Raw genomic sequence first — 21,903 nt, 5'->3', positions numbered from 1 at the left:
AGAATGGGCTTGCATGGGTGGCGGTTTGGGGCTATCCCGCCGCGCACGGCGCTGCTGTAGCTCAGAGGTAGAGCACTCCCTTGGTAAGGGAGAGGTCGAGAGTTCGATTCTCTCCAGCAGCACCATCGTTTCCCGACCCATTGAGACAGAGGCGCCTCTCGGCAAGTGTCAGGCCTCGACGTACGTGCATCCCTTGCGGGATACGCTGAGTGCGAGAGTTCGATTCTCTCCAGCAGCACAATACGTATTCCAATAATTCGCCACCGTTCCGCTACGCCAAAGGGGGTACAGCGCTTCTTTTGTGACACAATTGGACCTTCAATGCCGACACCCATGAAGCGCGGGACATCGACCATGCCCGTGTCCAAGTCCTCTCTGACCATGGTGAAAGCGTTGTAGGGACTAAAGTGACCGTGGCAATCGGGGGCACTCTGAAACAAGGCCGGCAATCACGCGTGTCATCCCCCCGAACAAAGGACGCGGCAGAAGCCAAATGCAGGCATGCTGAAGTGATTACTGCGCCGCGCCACTTGGGCGACAGCACCCACAGACCCGTTCGTGGCACCGCTCGTCGGCCCCTGACCTCAGCATTCGCCCGACGCTTGCCCCCGCGCAAGCGCTGTCCTGTCGGGATACACGGCAAAAGGAACCTTGGTTTCTTGCTGGGACAGGATGTGGCCAGATATCTCGGCAAAACACTCGCAATCAACGTCGTATGCGCTGTTCTCGCAGTAGGCCAACTCTTGTCCTGTAATTTCTTCATATTCGGCCTGGCTCACACCAGAACCGGCTGAATTGCCGCCGCTTGTAAGCGGCGGAAAGAAAGAGATGCCAAAAAGCAGCAACACAACCGTGCCGATGATAGCGAGGTATCTGAGGTAGATGTATATCATTGCTTCTCTTGCTCCCCTCGAGAGCTTCGCAAGTCGGGGTTAACGAATGATTTTCAATCTGGCATCGCTTTTCTCAAGAACGTGTCCGATCTGAATTTTGGTCAGATATTCTTTGGCGATGGCCTCGATCAACCGGCCCTAGGTGGCGCAGGAAAAGAGCGGCTATGTCGTGATGTTGGCGGCCAGCAATTATGGTGAGGGGGCGACATTCTCGGCCCCTTTTTTCATGTCCCATGCTGGGACAGGTTCGCGGGTCAGGAATTTCAATGGGTTACAGAGGCGGATTAACCACCTGTTAGCAAATGCGCATGCGGGAACTTCAAAGACCCTTTGCACGCGTGCCGTGACGGCGCGCCCTATGTCGGGCGGGTGACGGCGTGGACCCATGCCAGATAGTCGGCATTGGCAGTGGCTTCGATCCGGATGATCGGCGGGACGTCGTAGGGGTGGAGAGCGCGCACGGCGTCTTCGACCTGCTGGGCGAGGTCGGCCCGGGTTTTCAGAAGCAGCGGATGCTCTTGCTCGCGCTGGATGGCACCGTCCCAGACATAGGCGCTTTGGATCGGGGCGTAGCGGTTGGCGCAGGCGATGAGGTGCTGGTCAAGCAGCGCGTCCGTAATCGTGTCGGCCGTGTCGATGGAGGGGCAGTTCACCCAGATGTCGATGATGTGCATGTCCAGACGCTACAATGCCAATTCGATTTGCATCAACGCCTGAGTTGCTCACCCCGGAAACGCCCCGCGTTTGCGCCGTCCCCGACCCGAGCGATTGCACAGCAATCGCGGGGCTGGCAGCGTATCGTGAAACGATGCGCGAGAAGCGCGACCATGGGCGGGGGGCGATGAGCTGTTCGGCAAGGTGAGCCACGTGGTGAAGCTGTTTATGATCGCGTTTGCGCCGCCGGTGGTGCTGGTTTGGGCTTATTTGTTGTGAATTTTTGATTGATGCAGTCTAACGGTACTTGCAGCATGACAGCAGGTATTTTTCAAATACTCCCCACATAGCAATTAGATCGTCGCGACCAGGGATAACAGTTGAACTGTGCACAGCCCTATGCAGAATTTCTATCTCGCGCATGGAGTTTGTGTTTCCAAGAGCGGTGCAAATATCTGCAACTTCTTTTCTGTCAAGCTCGCCAGATTCCTGGAGCGCGGACACAACGTGTCGGACGCGTGCGGACAAGGAAGTGTTGCGAGGCGACGTATTTAGTTTGTTGATTGCGTAGTCAGTAAGCAGTTGAATTAAGGTTCGAAATACAATCGGAATGGAGAGTTCGGCGCGTTGAAATTTCAACACAAACTGTAGCTCTCGCCACAGCACTTCAACTTTCTGCAAGCCGGGTGTCCATACAACATCATACTCCACTTGCGGGATCAACGTGTCACGAGTCGGTTTGGGCCTGGCTTTTGAACGGACGACGTTCTTAAGATCCTTCAGCGCTGCAGGTTGTACGTCCCTTTTTCGGCTTTGATCAGAGGCTGGGTCCGCTGTATCGACAAGTCCGCTCTCTTCTAGCCTTAACATGTACTCATCAACACCTTCCGAGTTTAGAACATTCTTGAGCGTCAATCTCTTCTCAATGATATCATCTGCAACTCTGGAGAATGCTTCGATGACTTCGTTCTTCGGTCTGCTAAGCAGCAGAGTTCCGTTGCCGCCTAACTCCACTCCAAATTGTCGTTGCCTCTTCTTCGCATTCACCAACCTGAACAGCGTGGAACGAGCAATCTGCGTAGGGTTGGGATAGCCGTGTTCGCCCAAAAAGCCCTCTATCGCTTCTGCGATAGGATATTGATTGGTAGCGCCAATACGATTGGCGTGGTTCGCTTTTGCTCGTGTGTCCCAACGTAGTTGACCTTTCCCACCATCGGTGCCGTTGTGGCGCCGGCTGATGATTTGGTCGATCTCAGCTTGGTCATATTCTATTTGGCAACTGATTTTACTTTTTGGTGACCAGTCAGATGTGGATTGGAGATTATTGAACTGCTTGGAATACTTTTGTGGTATCGAGCAGGAGCCTGCGAGCGCTTTCAAACAAGCTACGCGCCTATTGCCATCAAAAACGACAAAGATTTTTCCATCGGCTTTAACAAGTGGAGAGTCGAACACTCTGCCTTGGGCCACAATATCACCAGCTAACGTGACCATTTTGTCTCCGTGCTCGGCGAAAAGCCAATTTATGGCATCTTGTTCATTTCCCTGAGGGCCATGACGATCATTGTCCGGATTGACCATTAACCTGCTGAGAGGAAGGTTTTTGAATAGCAATAGATTTCCCCCAAGTGAATTGGGAAAAAGTAGGAGTTGTTGCCTGCGGTTACAACCTTTAACCGCCGCGTTCAGCGAGCCAGTAAATTGAAGTGGCCATGCGTAGATTGGAAATCACTAGATGCTTTTTGAGGCTTGAAGTACATAAAGGCTACCGTACGAATTTCTTATGCTTCAACCGCTTGGGTTCTAACGAGGGTCACCCCAACTGCAACCGGGTGCCGCTACGCGCGTATGCTGCGCAAACACTCTTTCGCGCACGCCTTGAACCCAAAAGCCTGCCCAAGAAATCCGTTCTAACGAACGAATTTCTTGTGCTTGAGCCTTTTAGGTTCAAGGGCATCCGGCCCCAGTCGCCGCTTCTTGTCTTCTTCGTAGTCCTCGAAGTTCCCCTCGAACCACTCCACATGCGCATCCCCTTCGAACGCGAGGATATGTGTGCAGATCCGGTCAAGGAAGAACCGGTCGTGCGAGATCACGACAGCGCAGCCTGCGAAATCAACAAGCGCGTCTTCCAAGGCGCGCAGCGTTTCCACGTCCAGATCGTTGGTTGGTTCGTCCAAGAGCAGGACGTTGCCGCCCTCTTTCAACAGCCGTGCCATGTGGACGCGGTTGCGTTCACCGCCTGACAGCAGCGACACCTTCTTTTGCTGGTCGCCACCCTTGAAGTTGAAGGACGAGCAATAGGCGCGGGAGTTCACCTGCGCGTCGCCCAGTTCGATAACCTCGGCTCCGCCGGAAATCGCTTCCCATACGGTGTCATTAGCTGCCAGATCGTCGCGCGACTGGTCAACATAGGACAGCTGCACCGTGTCGCCCAACTCAATCGTCCCGGCGTCGGGTGTTTCCTGTCCGGTCAGCATCTTGAACAGGGTCGACTTGCCCGCGCCGTTGGGGCCGATGACGCCCACGATCCCGCCGGGGGGCAGAGAGAAATCCAGCCCCTCAACCAGCAGTTTGTCACCCATGTGCTTGGACAGGCCCTGCACATCGATCACTTTCGATCCAAGGCGCTGCCCGTTCGGGATCACGATCTGTGCGCGCGTCAGCTTCTCGCGCTCGGACTGATCAGCCATCTCGTTATAGGCGTTGATCCGGGCCTTGGACTTGGCCTGCCGCGCCTTGGCGCCCTGCCGCATCCATTCCAGTTCGCGCTCCAGCGTCTTCTGGCGGCTCTTGTCTTCGCGGGCTTCCTGTTGAAGCCGCTTGGCCTTCTGTTCCAGCCATGCGGAGTAGTTGCCCTCGTAGGGGATGCCGCGCCCGCGGTCGAGTTCCAGGATCCACCCGGTGATGTCATCGAGGAAGTAACGGTCGTGAGTCACGATCAGGATCGTGCCCTTGTAGTCGATCAGGTGCTGTTGCAGCCACGCGATGGTTTCGGCATCCAAGTGGTTGGTCGGCTCATCAAGCAGCAGCATTTCGGGCGCTTCCAGCAGCAGCTTGCACAGCGCGACGCGGCGGGCTTCACCGCCCGACAGCGTGGTCACATCCGCATCGTCGGGCGGGCAGCGCAGCGCTTCCAGCGACACATCAATCTGGCTGTCCAGATCCCACAAGTTCTCTGCATCGATCTGGTCCTGCAGGGCGGCCATCTCATCCGCCGTCTCGTCCGAGTAGTTCATGGCCAGCTCGTTGTAGCGGTCCAGAACGGCCTTCTTCTCGGCCACGCCCAGCATCACGTTCTCGCGCACGGACAGGGCCGGATCCAGTTGCGGCTCCTGCGGCAGATAGCCGACCTTGGCGCCCTCGGCGACCCAGGCCTCGCCGGTGAAATCCTTGTCCATGCCCGCCATGATCTTCATCAGCGTGGACTTACCGGCACCGTTCACGCCCACGACACCGATCTTCACGCCCGGCAGGAAGTTCAGGTGGATATTCTCAAAGCACTTCTTGCCCCCGGGATAGGTCTTGGAGACACCCGACATGTGATAGACATATTGATAGGCAGCCATGGCATCCTCCCGGAAAAACTGTGCAGGTCCGTCTACCCGGCACGCGGGCAAAGGGCAATGCATCGCCGGCCATGGAAATGTCATTTGGTGAAGCCAACCGACCTGTGTTAGCGGTGATCAACGCAATCTACGGAAGTGCCTGACATGAGGCGGTTTATCCTGTTTGCAGTCTGCTGGGTCATGGGAGGCTGCGCGGTTGGCATCAGTCTTGCGCCACCACCAAACCTGTATCGAAGCGGTCTGAATTACCCCGATGATCTGGTGCCCGCTGTCTGGCGCACCGCCGAACCCAAGATTTTCTACATGACCGATCGCGCACCGAATGGTGAAAACTATGGGGCCAACAGGTCGGATTCGATGGCGTTTGGGGCAGCCACGGTCAAGTTCGGACGCGATCTGGGGTGGGAAGAACTGCTGGACAGGACCCGCAGCGACTCCGATCAAAACATTTCGAGCCTCTGGGTGCCGGATTTCCAAGAGATCGTGCGGTTCGAAGCAACGCCACTGCCCTACGCCCGGGCAGACGGGCAGCTCAACCACCTGCAACAGTCATTGGATGTCTACAACGAACAGGCCGCCCGCTTTCAGGCTGTGATCGCGGACGAGATTGCCCAAACCGGCAACCGCAGCCTGCTGGTCTATGTCCACGGCTTCAACAATGATTTCGAAGACAGCCTGACGACGCTTGCCAACATGTGGCACTTTGCCGGGCGCGAGTCTGTTCCGGTTTCTTTCACATGGCCTGCCGGGAACGGGGTTGGTCCGCTTGGTTACTTCCGTGACCGGGATGCGGGTGTCTTTTCCGTACACCACACCAAGGAATTCCTGCGCATGCTGGCGGATATGCCAGAGGTCGACAACATCGACATCATTGCGCATTCGCGTGGCACGGATGTGGTCACGACGGCCCTGCGCGAACTGATGATCGAGGCGCGCGGCGCCGGTGTACACCCCAAGCTTGCCCTCAAAACGGGCACATTGATCATGGCGGCCCCCGATCTTGACGTTGATATCGTGCGTCAACGCTTGCAGGCCGAACGCTTTTCGGAATCCTTTGAACAGATCAATCTGTACATCAACCCGAACGACGGCGCGTTGCGCTTGTCGGCTTATCTGACCCGTTCGATCCGGCTGGGTGCTCTCAGAAACGAAGATTTTGTCGATGGTGAACTGGCAATCCTCCAGAAAGAGGGGCTGGTGCATTTCATCCGGGTGGAAAATGTGCGCGGTGGCTTCGGACATGCCTATTTCCGCGACAACCCGGCCGTCCTGTCCGACGTTGTATTGGCTTTGCGCACGCGGGCCTTTCCGGGGGGCACATTGCGACCCCTTGAACAGGACGAGGCGGGCATCTGGGTGCTGCACCCGAACTATCCCCTTGAGCGGTTGCCGGACCTTGTCGGCCTCGAAGCCCGCAGGGAACGTAGCGAAGAACGGTGAGCGAACTTCACGACATGATGGCCCGCTGGGCGCAGCCCGGAACGGTGGCATGGATTGGTGTGCGCCCAGCGCGCGCGGTGGACATTCAGGTCTTGGACACGGCCAAGATTTCGGAAACCGGCATCGAAGGTGATCGCGGTCGCGCAGGTAAACGAGCCGTCACGTTGGTGCAGGCCGAACACTTGCCCGCCATCGCCTCGTATCTGGGACGTGACCAGATTGATCCGACACTGCTGCGCCGCAACATCATGGTGCAAGGCATCAATCTAGCGGGCCTCAAGGGTCGTGAGGTGCAACTGGGCACAGCCGTTTTGCGCTTTACCACCATCTGCGCACCGTGCAGCCTGATGGAGCGATTGTTGGGCCACGGCGGCTATGCCGCCATGCGCGGGCATGGCGGTTGGTGCGCGGAAGTGGTCAAAACTGGCACCATTGCCCTGGGCGACGACGTACGGCCAATTGATTGACAAGGCGGCGCGTTTGACGTCCGGTCCTTGACACTGACCAAGACGGACCTGTACGTGACCGACCCCGCTTTTCCCATGGCCAAACCGGGCCAGATCATCGGCCTCCTGGGCGGTTCCTTTGACCCGGCGCATGGGGGGCACGCCAACATCACGCGCGAGGCGATGAAGCGCTTTGGGCTTGACCGCGTTTGGTGGCTGGTGTCGCCGGGAAATCCGCTCAAGGCCAAAGGCCCTGCCCCGCTGGCCACTCGGCTGGCGCATGCACGGCGGGTCATGCAGCACCCGCGTGTGACGGTGACAGACATTGAGGCGCATCTGGGCACACGCTACACTGCCCAGACCCTTGCGGCGCTGAAGCAGCGGTATCGGGGCACCCGGTTCGTCTGGCTGATGGGGGCGGACAACCTTGCCCAGTTTCACCTTTGGCAAGATTGGACATGGATCATGGAGAACGTGCCCGTGGGTGTACTGGCCCGTCCGGGCGATCGGATTTCGGCCCGGATGAGCCCCGCCGCGCGGCTTTATCGGTCCTACCGCATCTCGGGGCGGGCCAGCCAACTTCTGGGCCGCTCGGGCGCCCCGGCCTGGTGTTTCGTGAATGTCGCCATGACCGCAGAATCGTCCACGGCGATCCGGGCAGAAGGCAAGTGGACGCCGTCCTCGGATTTGTGATCTTTGCCTGCTTGTTTGCCGGACAAAGCTGCGGTTACATGAGTCCATGTTGCACACGATTTCGAGACGGTTTTTTCTTTCCGCGCTGGCCAGTTCCACAGCCACAGCAGCCCTTGCTGCCCCTCCGACAGCCTCTTTGCGACCGCAAGCGCGTGGCGGCAATCATTTCAAGAAGGCTATTGCCGATCCGCAGGACATCATCGCCAAGGCTAAGCTGGGCGGGCGCGTCTGCTATGCGGTGGCCGATGCAAGGACAGGAACAAAGCTGGAGGGCGGCAACGCCAAGGTGGGCGCACCCCCCGCATCGGTCGCCAAGGCGGTGACCGCGCTTTATGCGCTGGGCGTACTTGGACACGCCCATCGGTTCAACACGCGGGTTATCGCAACCGGCGGCGTGTCGGGCGGCGTGGTCCAGGGCGACCTGGTCCTTGTGGGCGGCGGTGACCCGACCCTTGATACAAATGCGCTGGCCGGGCTGGCTGCGGCGCTCAAGGCCAAGGGCATCCGCGAGGTCCGTGGCGACTTCAAAGTGGCCGACGGTCTGTTCCCCGAAGTCCCCACGATCGACAAGGATCAACCCGATCATGTCGGCTACAGCCCAGCGCTGTCGGGCATCGCACTGAACTTCAACCGCGTGCATTTCGAATGGAAGCGGCAGGGCAGCAAATACAACGTCACGATGGATGCGCGGTCGGATCGATACCGCCCGGATGTGGCCATTGCGCGGATGCAAGTGAGCGAACGACGCGCGCCGGTCTATACCTATGCCGATGGCGGGCGCACCGACAATTGGAGCGTCGCGCGCGGTGCCCTTGGCAATGGCGGCGCACGTTGGCTGCCCGTACGCAAACCTGCGCTTTATGCCGGCGACGTGTTCCAGACACTCGCGCGGTCGCACGGTGTCGTTCTGAAGAACCCCAAGGTGGTCAGCCGCATCCCCCAAGGCACAACGCTGGCGACGCATCAAAGCGAAGACCTGCGCACGATCCTGCGTGACATGCTGCGCTTTTCTACCAATGTCACGGCCGAAATGGTGGGGATGGCCGCGACAGTCAAACGCAATGGTCGGCCCTCCTCCCTGCGTGCATCGGCCACCGAAATGAACCGCTGGGCGAATGCCGCCCTCGGGACGACAAAGATGCGGCTCGTGGACCATTCGGGCCTTGGAGGCGACAGCGAGATGACGGCCGACGACATGGTTGCTGCACTGGTCAAGGCGCGGCAGAACAACGTGCTGCGCCCCATCCTCAAAGCGATCCCGATCCTTGATGAACAACGCCGTGCGATCAAGAACCACCCGATCGAGGTGCATGCCAAGACCGGCACATTGAACTTCGTGTCCGGGTTGGCGGGCTACATGACGGCGCGGGACGGGACCGAAATGGCCTTTGCCATCTTCGCCGCGGACGAGGCGACCCGCGCCCGCATACCCCGCGCCAACCGTGAACGACCCCAAGGCGCACGCAGTTGGAACCGGCGGGCCAAAGTCATGCAGCAACAACTGATTGAACGCTGGGGCGCAGTCTACGGCAGCTAGGCGGAGGACACCTCCGCCTTACTCGATGGAACTTCACACCACGCTGACGTCGCATGGCGCAGCAATCTGCGCCTTACTTGACCCCCGTAAGGCGGATCTTGATCCGCCCCTCTGGTCAGGCCGCGTTCTTCATCCTGTTCGCATCAATGATGTCGGCGGTGGCCTGTGCCGTGGCCGCTGAGAGGGTCCAGCCCAGATGCCCATGCCCGGTGTTGTAATAGACCCCCGGCTTTGCGCCGGGCCCGACCTTCGGCATCATCGACGGCAGCATCGGGCGCAGCCCCGCCCAAGGCACGCAATGCTCGGTCGACACATCGGGAAAGAACGCCTCGCACCATTCGCGCAACGGCCGGATACGATCGTCGCGGATGTCCAGATTGTAGCCATTGAACTCGGCCGTGCCTGCAATGCGGAACCGCCCGCGCCCCAGGCGCGAGGTCACGATCTTGGCCTCATCATCCAGAAGACTGACCCATGGGGCCGCGGCCTGACTCTCTGCATCGTCCAGATTGACTGTGATGGAGTATCCTTTGACCGGGTAGATGTTCACACGATCGCCCAGTTGTGCCGCAATGGCACGGCTGCCAACGCCCGCACAGACCACGATGCCTTCAAATTGCTGCGTCTCTGTTGTCCCCGCATAATCCCAGGTCAGGCGAACGCCCGCACCGGTATGCGTGATGTCCGTCACCTTGCACTTGTAGTGAAAGGACGCGCCCATCTGCTCACACCGGTCGCTCAGCGCACGGGTATAGCGGTGAATGTCGCCGGTAAAATCGCTCTCGGTATAAAAACCGCCAATCGTGTCGGCCTTCAGCGTAGGTTCCAAGCGCTGTACCTCGTCCGCCGACACCTCGCGTCGTTCCAACCCCGCCTTTTCCAGCAGCGTATTTACCCGGCGGGCATGATCGAACTCGGACTGCTGACGGTACACATGCAGAATGCCGCGCCGTTCCATGTCGAAATCGGCGCCCACTTCGCGGGCAAACTCCAGCAGATGTTCCCGCGCGGCAATGGCCAGGCGCGCCGTCTCAACCGTGTTGCGCTCGTAATCGGGAATGTTGCCCATGAATTCCGCCATCCAGGACAGCTTGTGCCAACTGGGCGCCGGGTTCACGAGCAAGGGCGCATCGGATTTCAGCATCCATTTCAACCCCTTGAAGATGGTGCCCCAGCGGGTCCAGACCTCGGCATTGCTGGCCGAAAGCTGACCGCCATTGGCAAAGGATGTCTCCATCGCGGCATAGCGGTTGCGGTCAAACACGCTGACGTCATAGCCGCGGCGGGCCAAGGCATAGGCGGTCGTAATACCGGTGATACCGGCGCCGATCACGGCAATACGGGTCATGGGGGTCCTCCCAGTGCACGCAGATATGGACGCATCCGGCACCGTGCCGGGCAAGCGTCCCCATCTGTCGCGAGACCTGAGAGCTTCACGGACCAACAGGGCCGCTTTCTCCTTCGGTGGGCCGGGCGCGTGACGTCCGACCACTCTCCAGATCGTCACATGTGCCCCTGAACGGGGGCGCGGCCGGCACGGTTCGTGGTGCCTGAGAGTTTCCGGGGCGTTGCTCCTTCGGCGGCAGCCTGCGCTGCGCTCTCCCATGTCGGCCTCTGCGACTGAGGCGCGTATAGGAAATCCGATTGAGTCGCGCAAAGGAAATCGCGATCACGGTATGTCACGGAACTACAGGCGCACCGTGACCGCCACATTGCCTCTCATTTTTGGCGAGCGACACGCCAGGACCTCGCATGTCAGAAACCCCGGCCATCCGGAAAGGCCAAGCTGAAAATGGGCAAAAAGCAGGACCAGGTACGGCGTGCTGACGGCAGCAGTCGCGCGCGCACCATGATGTACCGCGCCAGTTCACGGCGGCGCTGCCCTGTCCTTGTTCTACATCGCCAAAGTACGCCCGCGGTGAAATTCAAAAAATGAGTTTCTCCAATGTCAAAGACGCCCTAGGGTCACCCGGTATGATTGAACTCAGGGACAAATCAATGACTTCCAAAGCAATTCCAGCAGATGCAATCCATCCCCCCGGCTGGAACGCCATGTACAAAGGCTACGACGTGGTGAAGGGCGCGTATGCCAGCCAGAACGCGCTGAAGGCAGCGCTGTTTGATTTCACCGAATTGCCTGAAAAGGACATGACAACCTACGCTCAGGCCGGTGTAACCTACAAATTGCCCAAGTTCACCAACCCGAACTTCAATCACACTTCAAACGCGCGCGTGTTCGCAGGTACATCGGCACAGGAGCTTTCGCAAAAGCTGTCGGTCTCCATCAACGCTTCCGGCGAATACAACGGTTTCGCAGGATCCATCACCAGCACATACAACGCTCAACGGATGGACAGTTCCAGCTTTTCGTTCACCCAGTACTACGCAATGTACCAGATGATCGCGCTGCAGATGCAGCCGTTAACTGACCTGCGCCCCTATCTCATTCCAACTGTCAAAGAGGCGATTAACGGCACAGGCACAAACCCGTTGACGGCAGACGAAGTGATCCAGACGTTTGGTTCGCACTTCTTGACGGGTGGCGTGTTCGGTGGATCGATCCTCATCTCCGCGTCGACATTCTCCAAATACTCGTCGTCAACGCAGTCGCTGACGGCAGGGATCACGGGCAGCTACGGCGTCTTTGCATCGGGTAAAACGACGACATCGCTGTCGCAATCCGCACAACACTTCTACGACGGGTCTCATTTCCAAAACTTCATCGTAGGTGGAAATGCGACTGTGGTGTCGACGGGTCCTTCGATGACACAATTTGACCATGAGGGCATTCAAAAATGGGTCGAAAGCCTGACATATTCCAACGATGCGCTCGACCTGATCGACTACACGGAATCTGAGGGGTTAACGCCGATCTGGACCCTTGTTGACGACGGGAATGAGGCGCGCGCAGACGCTTTGAAGGCCGCCTTCGAAGCATACATTGCTGGAAACACGTTCAAAACGGATACAAGCTTTCAGCCCGCGTATCTTTATGGCCACATGTTCCGTGTGGGGCATGACAACCGCCAGCTTCAAATGGTGTCCTTGAACGACAACCTGGCGACCGAAACGGATTCGTGCTGGCTGCCGCTGCAGGTCGGAAACGGCAATCTGTCAAATGTCCCGTTCTATGTGGCAAACTCCCCGGATGATGATGCCGGGCTGGTGCCCGTATACGGCTACATCTACGGCCAGGTCACAGAGCCGAATTTCAACAACTATTATGTGTATTCAATTCAGAAAGACGCACAGATTTATGATCCGAACTTCAGCCCGGCAACGGGTCCACATGCGACGTCTTCTGGGGATACGGGCAATGTCATGTTCTACGCCTACCAAACCCATGTAGATGGGACGATTCCGGTTTACCAGCAATGCGCCGATGTGAACCCGAACCAGTGGACTCTGTCCGTTGTCCCGGAGATTCTTACTTACAAACGCCAGTGCTGGCATAACCCCAATCCGATCAATGCGGCTAAAGGCATTGCGTTCTATGCGTTCCCGGTTCTGAACGATTGATCAAAAAGCAAACAAGGGCATTCGTCGCGTATCGCGACGGATGCCCCTCGCGCTACACGCGCCAGGTTGACTTTAAGTCTTTGTAAATATTCCTACTTCTCTGAAGAGACTACAACGTCAAGTGACGGGCCCGCGCGCCCCGCTCGATCGCAGCAGCGTGCAGCCGGTCGATGTTCAACTCGTACCGCATCTCTTCCAGCAGCCGCAGTTCGGCCTCGTCCAAGGTCCCGTCAGCGGCTGCCACGTCGCAGGCAAGGGCATAGGCCGTTTCGAACAGGCGCTCTGGCAACGCCTCGCGCACGAGGCCAAAGAGCGCATCCAGCCCGTCTTCCTGTTCGAAGAGGTCGAACACCATCTGCGCCATCCGGTTCAACCGGTCGAGGTCATAGCCCGCAAAGACAGGCAAGTTGTTCACGGCCGAGTTGATCTTGACCAGTTCGGCGGTGCGAATATCCTCGTCCGAAGCGGACACGGCGATCATCATGGCGACCAGTGCATCCTGCGCCGTGAGAGAGAGTTGTGAAGCGGCCATGGTCCGGTGTCCTTTCTGGGGGCTTTCCCCCTCAATATTGACGGCTGGGGCAGCCCGCAATAGGTAGCGGCGGGATTGTCCCTGCGGGGACAGTCAGACAGGGCCGCGCATAGGGCGCAGGCCCACCACATGGGATCATATGAGATGTCGAGTTTCCGTGACGCCGCGATGAGCAGCAAAGCCTGGCCGTTCGAAGAGGCGCGCCGCTTGCTCAAACGCTATGAAAAGGCGCCGCCGGAGAAAGGATATGTCCTGTTCGAGACGGGTTATGGCCCCTCGGGTCTGCCCCATATCGGCACCTTTGGCGAAGTGGCCCGCACCACGATGGTGCGCCGCGCGTTCGAGGCGATCTCGGACATCCCGACCAAGCTGATCTGCTTCTCGGACGACCTTGATGGGATGCGCAAGGTGCCGGGCAACGTGCCGAACCCCGAGGTGCTGGAACAGCATCTGCAACGCCCGCTGACGGATGTGCCAGACCCGTTCGGCACGCATGAAAGCTTTGGCCATCACAACAACGCCATGCTGCGCCGGTTCCTTGACACGTTCGGGTTCGAGTACGAATTCATCTCGGCCCGCGAATTCTATGCCTCTGGCCGGTTTGATGAAATCCTGCTGCGCTGTGCCGAGAAATACGATGATCTGATGAAGATCATGCTGAAGTCGCTGCGCGAAGAGCGGGCGGCGAGCTACTCCATCTTCCTGCCGCTGCATCCGGAAAGCCGCCGCGTGATGTATGTGCCGATGAAGCACGTGGATGCGGTGAACGGCACGGTCACCTTTGACGATGAGAGCGGCAAGGAATGGACCCTGCCCGTCACCGGCGGCAACGTGAAGCTGCAGTGGAAGCCGGACTTCGGCGCCCGTTGGGCGGCGCTGGGTGTCGACTTTGAAATGTACGGCAAGGAACACGCCACCAACGAAAAGATCTATGACGCGATCTGTCGGGCGCTGGGGGTGCAGCCGCCGAACCACTTCAGCTATGAGCTGTTTTTGGATGATCAGGGACAGAAGATTTCGAAATCGTCGGGCAACGGGGTGAGCATCGATGAATGGCTGACCTATGCCAGCACCGAGTCGCTGTCGTATTTCATGTACCAGAAGCCGAAGACGGCGAAGCGGATGTTCTTTGACGTCATCCCGAAGGCGGTGGACGAATACCACCAGCAACTGCGCGCCTATCCGGGGCAGGACGACAAGGGCAAGGCGGCGAACCCGGTGTGGCACATCCATTCCGGCGACGTGCCGGAGAGCGATATGGTTGTGCCCTTTGCGATGCTTCTGAACCTCGCTTCCGTCAGCCAAGCCGAGGACAAGGACAAGCTGTGGGGGTTCATCCGCCGCTACGCGCCCGAGACCGGACCCGAGACCCATCCAGGCATGGATAAGGCCGTGGGGCACGCGGTGCGCTACTACAACGACTTCGTGAAACCGGCCAAGGTGTACCGCCTGCCGACAGATCCCGAACGCGAGGCGCTGGAGGCGCTGAAGGCCGAGTTGGAAGCCTATGACGGGCCCATCGACGACGAGGCGTTGCAGTCGGTTGTCTATGCCGTTGGGCGCGACCGGTTCGATCCGCTGCGGGGCTGGTTCACAGCGCTGTACGAGGTGCTTTTGGGCGCCTCGCAAGGGCCGCGATTTGGTGGGTTCATTGCCCTTTACGGCGTGCAGGAGACCATTGCGCTGATCGAAAAAGGGCTGGCCGGAGAGCTGGTGGGCTGATCTGTCCCCGCGGGGACAGGGTGTTCGGTCATATCATTGAAACTTAAGTGATTTGTGAAAGCCAGGCGGGATCAACCGCTTGGCTTTCGTACGTTGGGTTCAGCCGAAATTAACCATGCGCCACGCATGCTGTTGCCCGAAGGCGGGCGGCGCTGGCTTGGGTCCAGCTGCGGTCGTCTGTTGTCAGTTTTGACGGAAGGCCGGTGACTACTGAGGCAATGGTGGATCTGCGGACCAAAGCGGGGATTGCGTTGTCTCCATTGAAGACCTGCCAGTAGCTGAGCCATCGTTCTGGACATTCGCTGCAGAGGCGCGATCATAACTATTCGAAGCGGCAACTCCGCCAGTCGGCTGGATCGCCAATGAAGGCTTGCAGAGCTTTCTGCAAGTCATCTTGCAAAAATTTATGAATCATGCAAGTATCGTTGCGAAACGATCCCTGGAAGACTGCCGTGTCCCTCATTGACAAGATATCAGATCAGGCGCCGAGCTTGACGCCGAGCGAACGCCGACTCGTGGAAACGGTGATAGAAAAGCCGACGGCTGCAGCCCTCGGGACGGCCGGGGAATTGGCACGCGCCGTTGGTGTGCATGAAGCAACCGCATCGCGTCTTGCAAAAAAACTTGGGTTTGATGGTTACGCTTCGTTTCGTGATGCCCTGCGTGAGGAATTCATCGCGACGCATGAGACCGCGACCCGGTTTGAAAAGACCATCACGACAAACACGCCGGAAACGATCCTGGGCAAGCTGGCACTTGACGAGGCCCAGGCGCTTGGACGGATCGAGGAGTTCATCAACGCCGACCAGATCGCCGAAGTGGCGGGTCTGTTGATGGGTGCGCGGCGCATCTTTGTCTATGGCTACGGCAATGCGGAAGTCCTGGCGTTGATGATGGTCAAGCGCTTTCGCCGTTTCGGCAAGGATGTCCAACATCTTATGTCGGATCCGCGCGGAATGGCCGAACACCTCTTGGGCATTGGCCCCGGTGACGTGGTGCTGAACTTTGCGTTTCGTCGGCAACCCCGGGGATATGCCGCGTTGGTAGAGGTTGCCCGAGAGACAGGCGCGAAGACGATTGTGATTTCGGGCAAATCCGGCGCACTTCTCGCGCCCAGTCCCGACTACCTACTTGCCGCGCCGCGATCAGGTGATCCGGATGCGTTCCAGACACTGATCGTTCCGATGACGGTCTGCAATGCCATCGTCATCGCGGCAGGTCTTACAGCGAAAGAGGAGACGCTGAAGAAGCTCGACCGGCTGGGCCAGCTGATCGAGCGGTTCGAATGATCTAGGGCCCACGGGAGCAAAACATGAAACGACTGACTGCGACGCGCCTCGGCGCGATAGGTATTCTTTTGTCTACCGCCGCTCTGGCTGATGGGCACATCGACAACATGACGCCGCAGGACTTGTTGCCGCGCGCGCAGGAGGAAGGAGCGGTCGTCGTCTACTCCTTCACCAGCCGAATTGGCCGGGTCGAAGCCGCTTTTGAAGAGGCGTATCCGGGCATTGATCTGCAGGGGTTCGACATTTCATCGACCGAGCAGATCGCGCGCCTGAAGGCCGAGGCACAGGCGGGTGTGACAAACGCAGACGTTATCTACATCTCCGATACTCCGGTTGTTTTGACCGAGCTTTTGGAGACCGGGATCATCGCGCCCTACGTGCCGCCCCGCGTGGCCGACCGTGTACCAGAAGAGTACCGCAGCCCGCTTCTGGCACAGCGGCTGTCCACCAAGGTCCTGATGTATAACGAAGAATCGAACCCAGATGGCGCACCCATCGACAACCTGTGGGCGTTGACGACGGACGATTGGCGCGGCCGCGTCGTCATGGTGGATCCGCTGCAACGTGGCGACTACCTCGATTTGATGACCGAGATCGTGCTGCGCGCGGACGAGATGACCACCGCATACGAGGTGCACTTTGGACAGGCCATTGATCTGGATGGTGCTGCCAATGCGGGTGAACGTTTCATCATCGACCTGTTTGGGAACGACCTGATCCTTGTCGGGTCAACCGATGATGTGAATGTCGCTGTGGGCGCAATTGGGCAGGACAACCCGCCGGTGGGTTTCACAAGCTACTCCGATCGCCGCGACAACGCCGATGAGGGCTGGGCACTGCAGGTTGCCAACAGCGTCGTACCCGCACCAGGCATCATCTTTCCCGCCGTACTCGCGCTCGCGTCCGAGCCGCAGAACCCTGCCGCCGCCCGTCTGGTCATCGACTTCCTGATGGGTGACGAGACTGAGACCGGCGGTCCCGGCCTTGCCCCCTTCTACGTGGCTGGCGACTACGTTACCCGAACCGATATCCCCCCGCATCCGGACGCTGTCCCGCTCGACGACTTCACCGCATGGCGGATCGCCCCAGCGGAAACGGCGACGATCCGCGCCGACGTCGGTGATCTCGTTCTGACGCTGCAATAGCGCTTGCCTGCCGGCGGGGGCTGGCGTGGCAGCACACCGGCCCCCGCCTCTTTCCATTCCAAGACTGCAAGGATGACCTCGATGGCGGATACAGCCGTAACTGGACAGGGACGACGCGTGCTGTTCGGGCCGGGCACGGTGCTCAAGACGGTGGTTCTTGCCATCCTGATCGCACTGATTGTTCTCCCCCTGCTGCGCACCGTTCTTTTTACGTTCCAGCCCGACACGATCCGTGCCTGGAGCGATGTGCTGAGCGGACGTCTGTCCACAAACCTGTTCTACAAGCCCTTGGGCAATACGCTTTTGATCGGTGTGGTCGTGGGCACGGGCTGTATCCTGCTGGGTGGCTTTCTGGCCTGGCTTGTGGTGATGACCAATGTCCCGTTTCGCAAGACCATCGGCGTGATGGCGACGCTGCCCTTCATGATCCCATCCTTTGCAGCGGCCCTGGCGTGGGGCGCATTGTTCCGCAATGACCGGGTCGGCGGGCAAGTGGGATGGGTGCAGGGCATGGGCGCCGACATCCCCGATTGGCTGGCCTGGGGCATTGTGCCCACCCTGATCGTGCTCACGCTGCACTATTTCAGCCTGGCGTTCACCATCATCGCCGCCGCTCTGGCGACTGTGAACTCGGATCTTGTCGAGGCCGCACAAATCGCAGGCGCGAAAGGGCGGCGCATCCTGATGGGCATTGTCCTGCCCGTCACCATGCCCGCGCTGGTTGCTGCTGGATCACTTTGCTTTGCAGGGGCTGTGTCGAACTTCGCGACACCCGCGCTCCTTGGGTTGCCCGTACGGATGCAAACGCTCTCGACCCGGCTGTTTGGCATGATCGAAGTGGGTCAGGTCGGGCGCGGCTATGTGATCGGCATCCTCTTGGTGCTGATTTCGGCCGCCTTCCTTTGGGCAGGCAACCGGTTGGTGTCCGGCCGCCGGTCCTACGCCACGATCACCGGCAAGGGCGGGCGGGCCAAACGGTTCGATCTGCGCGGGGCCCGCTGGCCTCTCTTTGCCATCGCAATGGTGATCCTGGTGGCTGCGACAGTGGTGCCGGTGATCGTCCTTGTTGCGTCCAGCCTCGCGCCTTCCTCGGCCAACCTCTTTTCGGGCTGGACGCTGCACTATTGGATCGGTCAAAGCGATCAAAGCTTTGCCCAAGGCATCCCAGGAATCGCATTTAACGAAAACATCGTGCGTGCACTTACGATTACGCTGGCCCTCGGTGCAGCGGTCGCCTTTACGGGCATGTTCGTGGGCCTGCTCGCCTCCTACACCACAGCGCGCTACCGCGAAGGCTGGATGTCAGCGGCGATCACGCAAATCAGCTTCCTGCCGCTTCTGGTGCCGGGCATTGCCTTTGGCGCGGCTTACATTGCCTATCTCGGTGCGCCGATTGGGCCCTTGCCCGCACTCTACGGCACTTTCGCGCTGCTGGTCATTGCGGCCACCGCTTACCTGCTGCCGTTTTCGGTGCAAACCGGGCGCGCCGTTATTCAGCAAGTGGGCGGTGAGCTTGAGGAGAGCGCCCGCATGACCGGTGCCGGGTTCGCGCGCCGCCTCAGCGCAATCACCGTCCCGCTGGCAATCCGGGGGCTGACGGCGGGCGGTATCCTGATCTTTGTGAAAATCGTCCGAGACCTGTCGCTGGTGGTGCTGTTGTTTACGCCGACGATGCCGGTCCTGTCCGTGGTGGCCTATCGCTATGCCTCCGAAGGGTTTGCGCAGTTCGCCAATGCGATCACGGTTGTGATCCTGTTCGTCTCTATTGCCGCCAGCCTGCTTGCCAGCAGGCTGCAATCCAAATCCCAGCCCTGGCTGAAAAACTAAAGGTCTCTCATGCTGGAAATACGCAATCTCACCAAACGCTTTGGGAAGTTTCAGGCGGTCAAGAACGTCTCGATCTCTGTACCGGATGGCGCGTTCCTTGTCCTTCTTGGCCCATCGGGTTGTGGCAAAACTACGCTCTTGCGAATGCTCGCCGGGTTGGAATTGCCATCCGAAGGGCAGATCGTCTTTGATGGCCAGACGGTTTCGGATGGCGACCGGGGTTGGGCAGTGGATCCGGCCAAGCGGAACTCGGGCCTGGTGTTTCAGTCCTACGCGCTCTGGCCCCATATGTCGGTGCGGGGAAACGTGGACTGGCCGCTCAAGGTCATGTCGATGCCCAAAGCCGAGCGCAGCGAACGCATACGCGAGGTGCTGGACCTGCTGGAGATCGCAAGCCTTGCCGACCGTTACCCAAACGAGATTTCGGGCGGACAACAACAGCGCGTCGCCATCGCCCGCACCATTGCGCCAAAACCGTCGGTACTGCTGTTTGACGAGCCGCTTTCAAATCTCGACGCGAAACTCAGGGTCGAGATGCGGACCGAACTCATGCGCCTGCACCGCGCCACCGGAGCGACGACTGTCTACGTCACTCACGACCAGATCGAGGCGATGACCATGGCCACCCATGTCGCCGTCATGGATCAGGGTCGTGTCCAGCAATTCGGCGCCCCAGCCGACCTGATCAACCGGCCCGAGACCGCCTTTGTCGCCACCTTTGTCGGGACGCCGCCGAACAACATGGTGCCTGTTGTCAAAAACGGCGCAGGCTACAAGGTCGGGGGCCGTCACATGACGCTGTCACCGCCTGCAGATGAATGCATGGCGATGTTCCGAGCCGAGAACATGACAGTGAGCGATCAGGCAGACGACACCACACTGCCCATGGAATTGGTAGAGACCAGTACCATCGCGGGGCGCACCATGGTCACCGGACTGCGCGACGGGCTGCGCTTGACCGCCATTGTCGATCACGCTCCTGCGGTTCGGATCGGTGAGACCGTGCAGTTCCGCCTGCCCACCGAACCGGACAGTTGGTTCGCGCCCGACGGCAAGAGGATCGGTTGATGCGCCTGCTGCTGGTCCGCCATGGGCAATCAGAATGGAATGCCGCCCGCCGTCTTCAGGGACAGGCCGACATCGGTCTTTCGGAGCTTGGTAAATCCCAGGCAGATACCTTGCGGCCCGTGATCGAAGGCATCGCGCCCTGCCGCACCGTTGCCTCTGATCTGAAGCGCGTGCGCCAGACCAGTCGGCACCTCGGCGTTGACGCCCCGCGCCTTTCAAAAGGGCTGCGCGAAATTGATGTTGGAGATTGGACGGGCCGCGCCATAGCGGACATTCGCAAGGAAGATGAAGACGGCTATCAAGGCTGGCGCGCGGGCACGGCCGTGCCGCCGGGAGGTGAGCCATGGTCCGATTTCGCCGACCGCGTCAGCGCCGTGATCGAGGATGAGCGCCGTGAGCCTTGCACAAATCTGCTTGTCGTCTGCCACGGCGGCGTCATCCGCGCCCTTCTTCAACGCTATGTCGGGCTTCAGCCCGCACATATCATCCCCGCTGCACCCGCAAGCCTGACAGCACTGCGGCTGGGAAACGGCAAATCACCCCGGATTGAGTTGCTCAATTACCGCCCCGACGACCTTGATTTCGGGGCGCCGGACTGATGGGTGTGTCCCTGCTGTTCCTGGCCCTTGGCGGAACGCTCCTTTTCTATGGCGGGGATTGGCTTGTTGACGGTATCCAACGGCTTGCGGTGGAATTCAGGATACCGCTCGTCATTGTGGCCTTTGTGGTCATGGGATTTGGCACCTCGGCGCCCGAATTGTTCGTCGCGGTGCAGGCCATGCTTTCTGCCGCACCCGATGTTGCAGTCGGCAATGTCGTTGGCAGCAATATCGCAAATCTGCTTCTCGTGCTGGCGCTTGCGGCTCTGATCAAACCGCTTGCCATTGCCTCGGATATCTTGCGCGTCGACGGCGGTGCAATGCTTTTGGCGGCGCTGTCTTTCGGCGTCGTTGTGCAAGATGCGGTTGTTTCGCGGACAGATGCAGCAATACTGCTTCTGGGAATGGCCATCTACTTGCTGCTGCGTTGGCATTCCCTGGAGGACGAGGAGAACGCAGAAACGAACGGCACAGAAGGACTCGCCACTGCTATTGGCTGGTGCGTCGCTGCGCTGATCGCCCTACCCGTCGGGGCGTATCTGTTCATAGACGGGGCTGTCGGGCTCGCTGGCAGTCTGGGAATTTCCGAGGCTTTGATCGGTTTGACCGCTGTAGCGATTGGCACGTCTCTTCCTGAAATGGCGGCCTGTGTCGCCGCTGCCCTGAGACGCCAACCCGATCTGATCCTGGGTGGAATACTGGGCAGCAACGTGTTCAACGGCACGATCGTTTTGGGAAGTGCAGCACTGGTCGCCCCGGTGACGGTCGCAGATAGCTTCATTGACTACTGGATTCCGATCATGGTCGTAGCCTCGCTTGTTTCACTTGTCTTTCTGCGAACCGGTTTTGTACTGAGCAGGAAGGAAGCCTCCGTCATGCTTGTGGGGTATGCAGTTGTCTTTCTCCTTTAAACATCAAGTCTTTGGTCCTGAATGAGGCCCCAATGGACAAATCTCGGGATGGATTCATCTTG

General features: G+C 59.2%; 18 protein-coding genes, 1 tRNA gene and 2 riboswitches. Of the genes, 13 read left to right on the top strand and 6 right to left on the bottom strand.

Going from position 1 to position 21,903, the window contains the following annotated elements; all coding sequences use genetic code 11:
• Positions 1 to 50 precede the first annotated feature (50 nt).
• Positions 51 to 125, top strand: a tRNA-Thr gene (locus tag AC53L6_RS08510).
• 459 nt (positions 126 to 584) lie between these two features.
• On the opposite strand, the gene AC53L6_RS08505 is transcribed toward AC53L6_RS08510, so the two are convergent.
• The 4 genes from AC53L6_RS08505 to ettA all read right to left on the bottom strand — a co-directional run bounded on the left by AC53L6_RS08505 (position 585) and on the right by ettA (position 5,113).
• Positions 585 to 893 carry a hypothetical protein gene (locus AC53L6_RS08505; protein WP_299602139.1) on the bottom strand — a complete coding sequence of 103 codons (309 nt, stop codon included), beginning with the start codon at positions 891 to 893 and terminating at the stop codon, positions 585 to 587.
• Between the two features lie 356 nt (positions 894 to 1,249).
• Positions 1,250 to 1,567: a divalent-cation tolerance protein CutA gene (gene cutA, locus AC53L6_RS08500; protein ID WP_299704261.1), complete on the bottom strand. Its 318-nt coding sequence runs from the start codon at positions 1,565 to 1,567 to the stop codon at positions 1,250 to 1,252.
• A gap of 277 nt (positions 1,568 to 1,844) precedes the next feature.
• Positions 1,845 to 3,128: a hypothetical protein gene (locus AC53L6_RS08495; RefSeq protein WP_496907530.1), complete on the bottom strand. Its 1,284-nt coding sequence runs from the start codon at positions 3,126 to 3,128 to the stop codon at positions 1,845 to 1,847.
• Positions 3,129 to 3,457: 329 nt separating this feature from the next.
• Positions 3,458 to 5,113 carry an energy-dependent translational throttle protein EttA gene (gene ettA, locus AC53L6_RS08490; protein ID WP_299205804.1) on the bottom strand — a complete coding sequence of 552 codons (1,656 nt, stop codon included), beginning with the start codon at positions 5,111 to 5,113 and terminating at the stop codon, positions 3,458 to 3,460.
• Positions 5,114 to 5,257: 144 nt separating this feature from the next.
• Here ettA and AC53L6_RS08485 point away from each other — a divergent pair, with 144 nt between their 5' ends.
• From AC53L6_RS08485 to dacB, 4 genes are all read left to right on the top strand, one after another.
• Positions 5,258 to 6,553, top strand: coding sequence for an alpha/beta hydrolase (locus AC53L6_RS08485; RefSeq protein WP_299205806.1), 1,296 nt, complete (start codon positions 5,258 to 5,260; stop codon positions 6,551 to 6,553).
• The gene (locus AC53L6_RS08480; protein WP_496907529.1) at positions 6,550 to 7,020 is read left to right on the top strand and encodes an MOSC domain-containing protein; all 471 of its coding nucleotides are present in this window, start codon (positions 6,550 to 6,552) and stop codon (positions 7,018 to 7,020) included. Before AC53L6_RS08485 ends, AC53L6_RS08480 begins: the two co-directional genes overlap by 4 nt.
• 75 nt (positions 7,021 to 7,095) lie before the next feature.
• The gene (locus AC53L6_RS08475; RefSeq protein ID WP_496907552.1) at positions 7,096 to 7,692 is read left to right on the top strand and encodes a nicotinate-nucleotide adenylyltransferase; all 597 of its coding nucleotides are present in this window, start codon (positions 7,096 to 7,098) and stop codon (positions 7,690 to 7,692) included.
• Positions 7,693 to 7,738: 46 nt separating this feature from the next.
• The gene (dacB, locus tag AC53L6_RS08470; RefSeq protein ID WP_496907528.1) at positions 7,739 to 9,229 is read left to right on the top strand and encodes a D-alanyl-D-alanine carboxypeptidase/D-alanyl-D-alanine endopeptidase; all 1,491 of its coding nucleotides are present in this window, start codon (positions 7,739 to 7,741) and stop codon (positions 9,227 to 9,229) included.
• A 115-nt stretch (positions 9,230 to 9,344) separates the two neighbouring features.
• Here dacB and AC53L6_RS08465 read toward each other — a convergent pair whose 3' ends face one another.
• Positions 9,345 to 10,577, bottom strand: coding sequence for a D-amino acid dehydrogenase (locus AC53L6_RS08465; RefSeq protein ID WP_496907527.1), 1,233 nt, complete (start codon positions 10,575 to 10,577; stop codon positions 9,345 to 9,347).
• 54 nt (positions 10,578 to 10,631) lie between these two features.
• Positions 10,632 to 10,738: riboswitch (glycine riboswitch) on the bottom strand.
• An 18-nt stretch (positions 10,739 to 10,756) separates the two neighbouring features.
• Positions 10,757 to 10,844, bottom strand: a riboswitch (glycine riboswitch).
• 383 nt (positions 10,845 to 11,227) lie between these two features.
• Here AC53L6_RS08465 and AC53L6_RS08460 point away from each other — a divergent pair.
• Positions 11,228 to 12,748, top strand: a complete 1,521-nt coding sequence (locus AC53L6_RS08460) for an MAC/perforin domain-containing protein (RefSeq protein WP_496907526.1) — start codon at positions 11,228 to 11,230, stop codon at positions 12,746 to 12,748.
• Positions 12,749 to 12,857: 109 nt separating this feature from the next.
• On the opposite strand, the gene AC53L6_RS08455 is transcribed toward AC53L6_RS08460, so the two are convergent.
• Positions 12,858 to 13,280 (bottom strand): tellurite resistance TerB family protein, encoded by a 423-nt coding sequence (locus AC53L6_RS08455; RefSeq protein WP_299205837.1) that lies wholly within the window; start codon positions 13,278 to 13,280, stop codon positions 12,858 to 12,860.
• Between the two features lie 144 nt (positions 13,281 to 13,424).
• Here AC53L6_RS08455 and AC53L6_RS08450 point away from each other — a divergent pair, with 144 nt between their 5' ends.
• From AC53L6_RS08450 to AC53L6_RS08420, 7 genes are all read left to right on the top strand, one after another.
• On the top strand, positions 13,425 to 15,002 hold the full coding sequence (locus AC53L6_RS08450; protein WP_496907551.1) for a lysine--tRNA ligase: 1,578 nt from the start codon (positions 13,425 to 13,427) through the stop codon (positions 15,000 to 15,002).
• Between the two features lie 452 nt (positions 15,003 to 15,454).
• The gene (locus tag AC53L6_RS08445) at positions 15,455 to 16,291 is read left to right on the top strand and encodes a MurR/RpiR family transcriptional regulator (RefSeq protein WP_496907525.1); all 837 of its coding nucleotides are present in this window, start codon (positions 15,455 to 15,457) and stop codon (positions 16,289 to 16,291) included.
• A 23-nt stretch (positions 16,292 to 16,314) separates the two neighbouring features.
• Positions 16,315 to 17,436 carry an ABC transporter substrate-binding protein gene (locus AC53L6_RS08440; RefSeq protein WP_496907524.1) on the top strand — a complete coding sequence of 374 codons (1,122 nt, stop codon included), beginning with the start codon at positions 16,315 to 16,317 and terminating at the stop codon, positions 17,434 to 17,436.
• 81 nt (positions 17,437 to 17,517) lie between these two features.
• A complete protein-coding gene (locus tag AC53L6_RS08435; protein ID WP_472726835.1) occupies positions 17,518 to 19,263 on the top strand; it encodes an ABC transporter permease in 1,746 nt (581 codons plus the stop codon).
• A 9-nt stretch (positions 19,264 to 19,272) separates the two neighbouring features.
• Positions 19,273 to 20,331, top strand: coding sequence for an ABC transporter ATP-binding protein (locus tag AC53L6_RS08430; protein WP_496907523.1), 1,059 nt, complete (start codon positions 19,273 to 19,275; stop codon positions 20,329 to 20,331).
• Positions 20,331 to 20,930: a histidine phosphatase family protein gene (locus AC53L6_RS08425; protein WP_496907522.1), complete on the top strand. Its 600-nt coding sequence runs from the start codon at positions 20,331 to 20,333 to the stop codon at positions 20,928 to 20,930. Before AC53L6_RS08430 ends, AC53L6_RS08425 begins: the two co-directional genes overlap by 1 nt.
• Positions 20,930 to 21,841, top strand: coding sequence for a calcium/sodium antiporter (locus tag AC53L6_RS08420; protein WP_496907521.1), 912 nt, complete (start codon positions 20,930 to 20,932; stop codon positions 21,839 to 21,841). Before AC53L6_RS08425 ends, AC53L6_RS08420 begins: the two co-directional genes overlap by 1 nt.
• The last annotated feature ends 62 nt before the right edge of the window (positions 21,842 to 21,903 follow it).

It is taken from the genome of Tateyamaria sp. LSS28 (genome assembly GCF_059611725.1).
This window is presented reverse-complemented; position numbering and strand designations above follow the sequence as displayed.

Bases quoted from the DNA above. Each gene is read 5' to 3' on its own strand.
- AC53L6_RS08505 (WP_299602139.1), bottom strand. From the start codon at position 893: ATGATATACATCTACCTCAGATACCTCGCTATCATCGGCACGGTTGTG.
- cutA (WP_299704261.1), bottom strand. From the start codon at position 1,567: ATGCACATCATCGACATCTGGGTGAACTGCCCCTCCATCGACACGGCC.
- AC53L6_RS08495 (WP_496907530.1), bottom strand. From the start codon at position 3,128: ATGGTCAATCCGGACAATGATCGTCATGGCCCTCAGGGAAATGAACAA.
- ettA (WP_299205804.1), bottom strand. From the start codon at position 5,113: ATGGCTGCCTATCAATATGTCTATCACATGTCGGGTGTCTCCAAGACC.
- AC53L6_RS08485 (WP_299205806.1), top strand. From the start codon at position 5,258: ATGAGGCGGTTTATCCTGTTTGCAGTCTGCTGGGTCATGGGAGGCTGC.
- AC53L6_RS08475 (WP_496907552.1), top strand. From the start codon at position 7,096: ATGGCCAAACCGGGCCAGATCATCGGCCTCCTGGGCGGTTCCTTTGAC.
- dacB (WP_496907528.1), top strand. From the start codon at position 7,739: ATGTTGCACACGATTTCGAGACGGTTTTTTCTTTCCGCGCTGGCCAGT.
- AC53L6_RS08465 (WP_496907527.1), bottom strand. From the start codon at position 10,577: ATGACCCGTATTGCCGTGATCGGCGCCGGTATCACCGGTATTACGACC.
- AC53L6_RS08460 (WP_496907526.1), top strand. From the start codon at position 11,228: ATGACTTCCAAAGCAATTCCAGCAGATGCAATCCATCCCCCCGGCTGG.
- AC53L6_RS08455 (WP_299205837.1), bottom strand. From the start codon at position 13,280: ATGGCCGCTTCACAACTCTCTCTCACGGCGCAGGATGCACTGGTCGCC.
- AC53L6_RS08450 (WP_496907551.1), top strand. From the start codon at position 13,425: ATGTCGAGTTTCCGTGACGCCGCGATGAGCAGCAAAGCCTGGCCGTTC.
- AC53L6_RS08440 (WP_496907524.1), top strand. From the start codon at position 16,315: ATGAAACGACTGACTGCGACGCGCCTCGGCGCGATAGGTATTCTTTTG.
- AC53L6_RS08435 (WP_472726835.1), top strand. From the start codon at position 17,518: ATGGCGGATACAGCCGTAACTGGACAGGGACGACGCGTGCTGTTCGGG.
- AC53L6_RS08430 (WP_496907523.1), top strand. From the start codon at position 19,273: ATGCTGGAAATACGCAATCTCACCAAACGCTTTGGGAAGTTTCAGGCG.
- AC53L6_RS08425 (WP_496907522.1), top strand. From the start codon at position 20,331: ATGCGCCTGCTGCTGGTCCGCCATGGGCAATCAGAATGGAATGCCGCC.
- AC53L6_RS08420 (WP_496907521.1), top strand. From the start codon at position 20,930: ATGGGTGTGTCCCTGCTGTTCCTGGCCCTTGGCGGAACGCTCCTTTTC.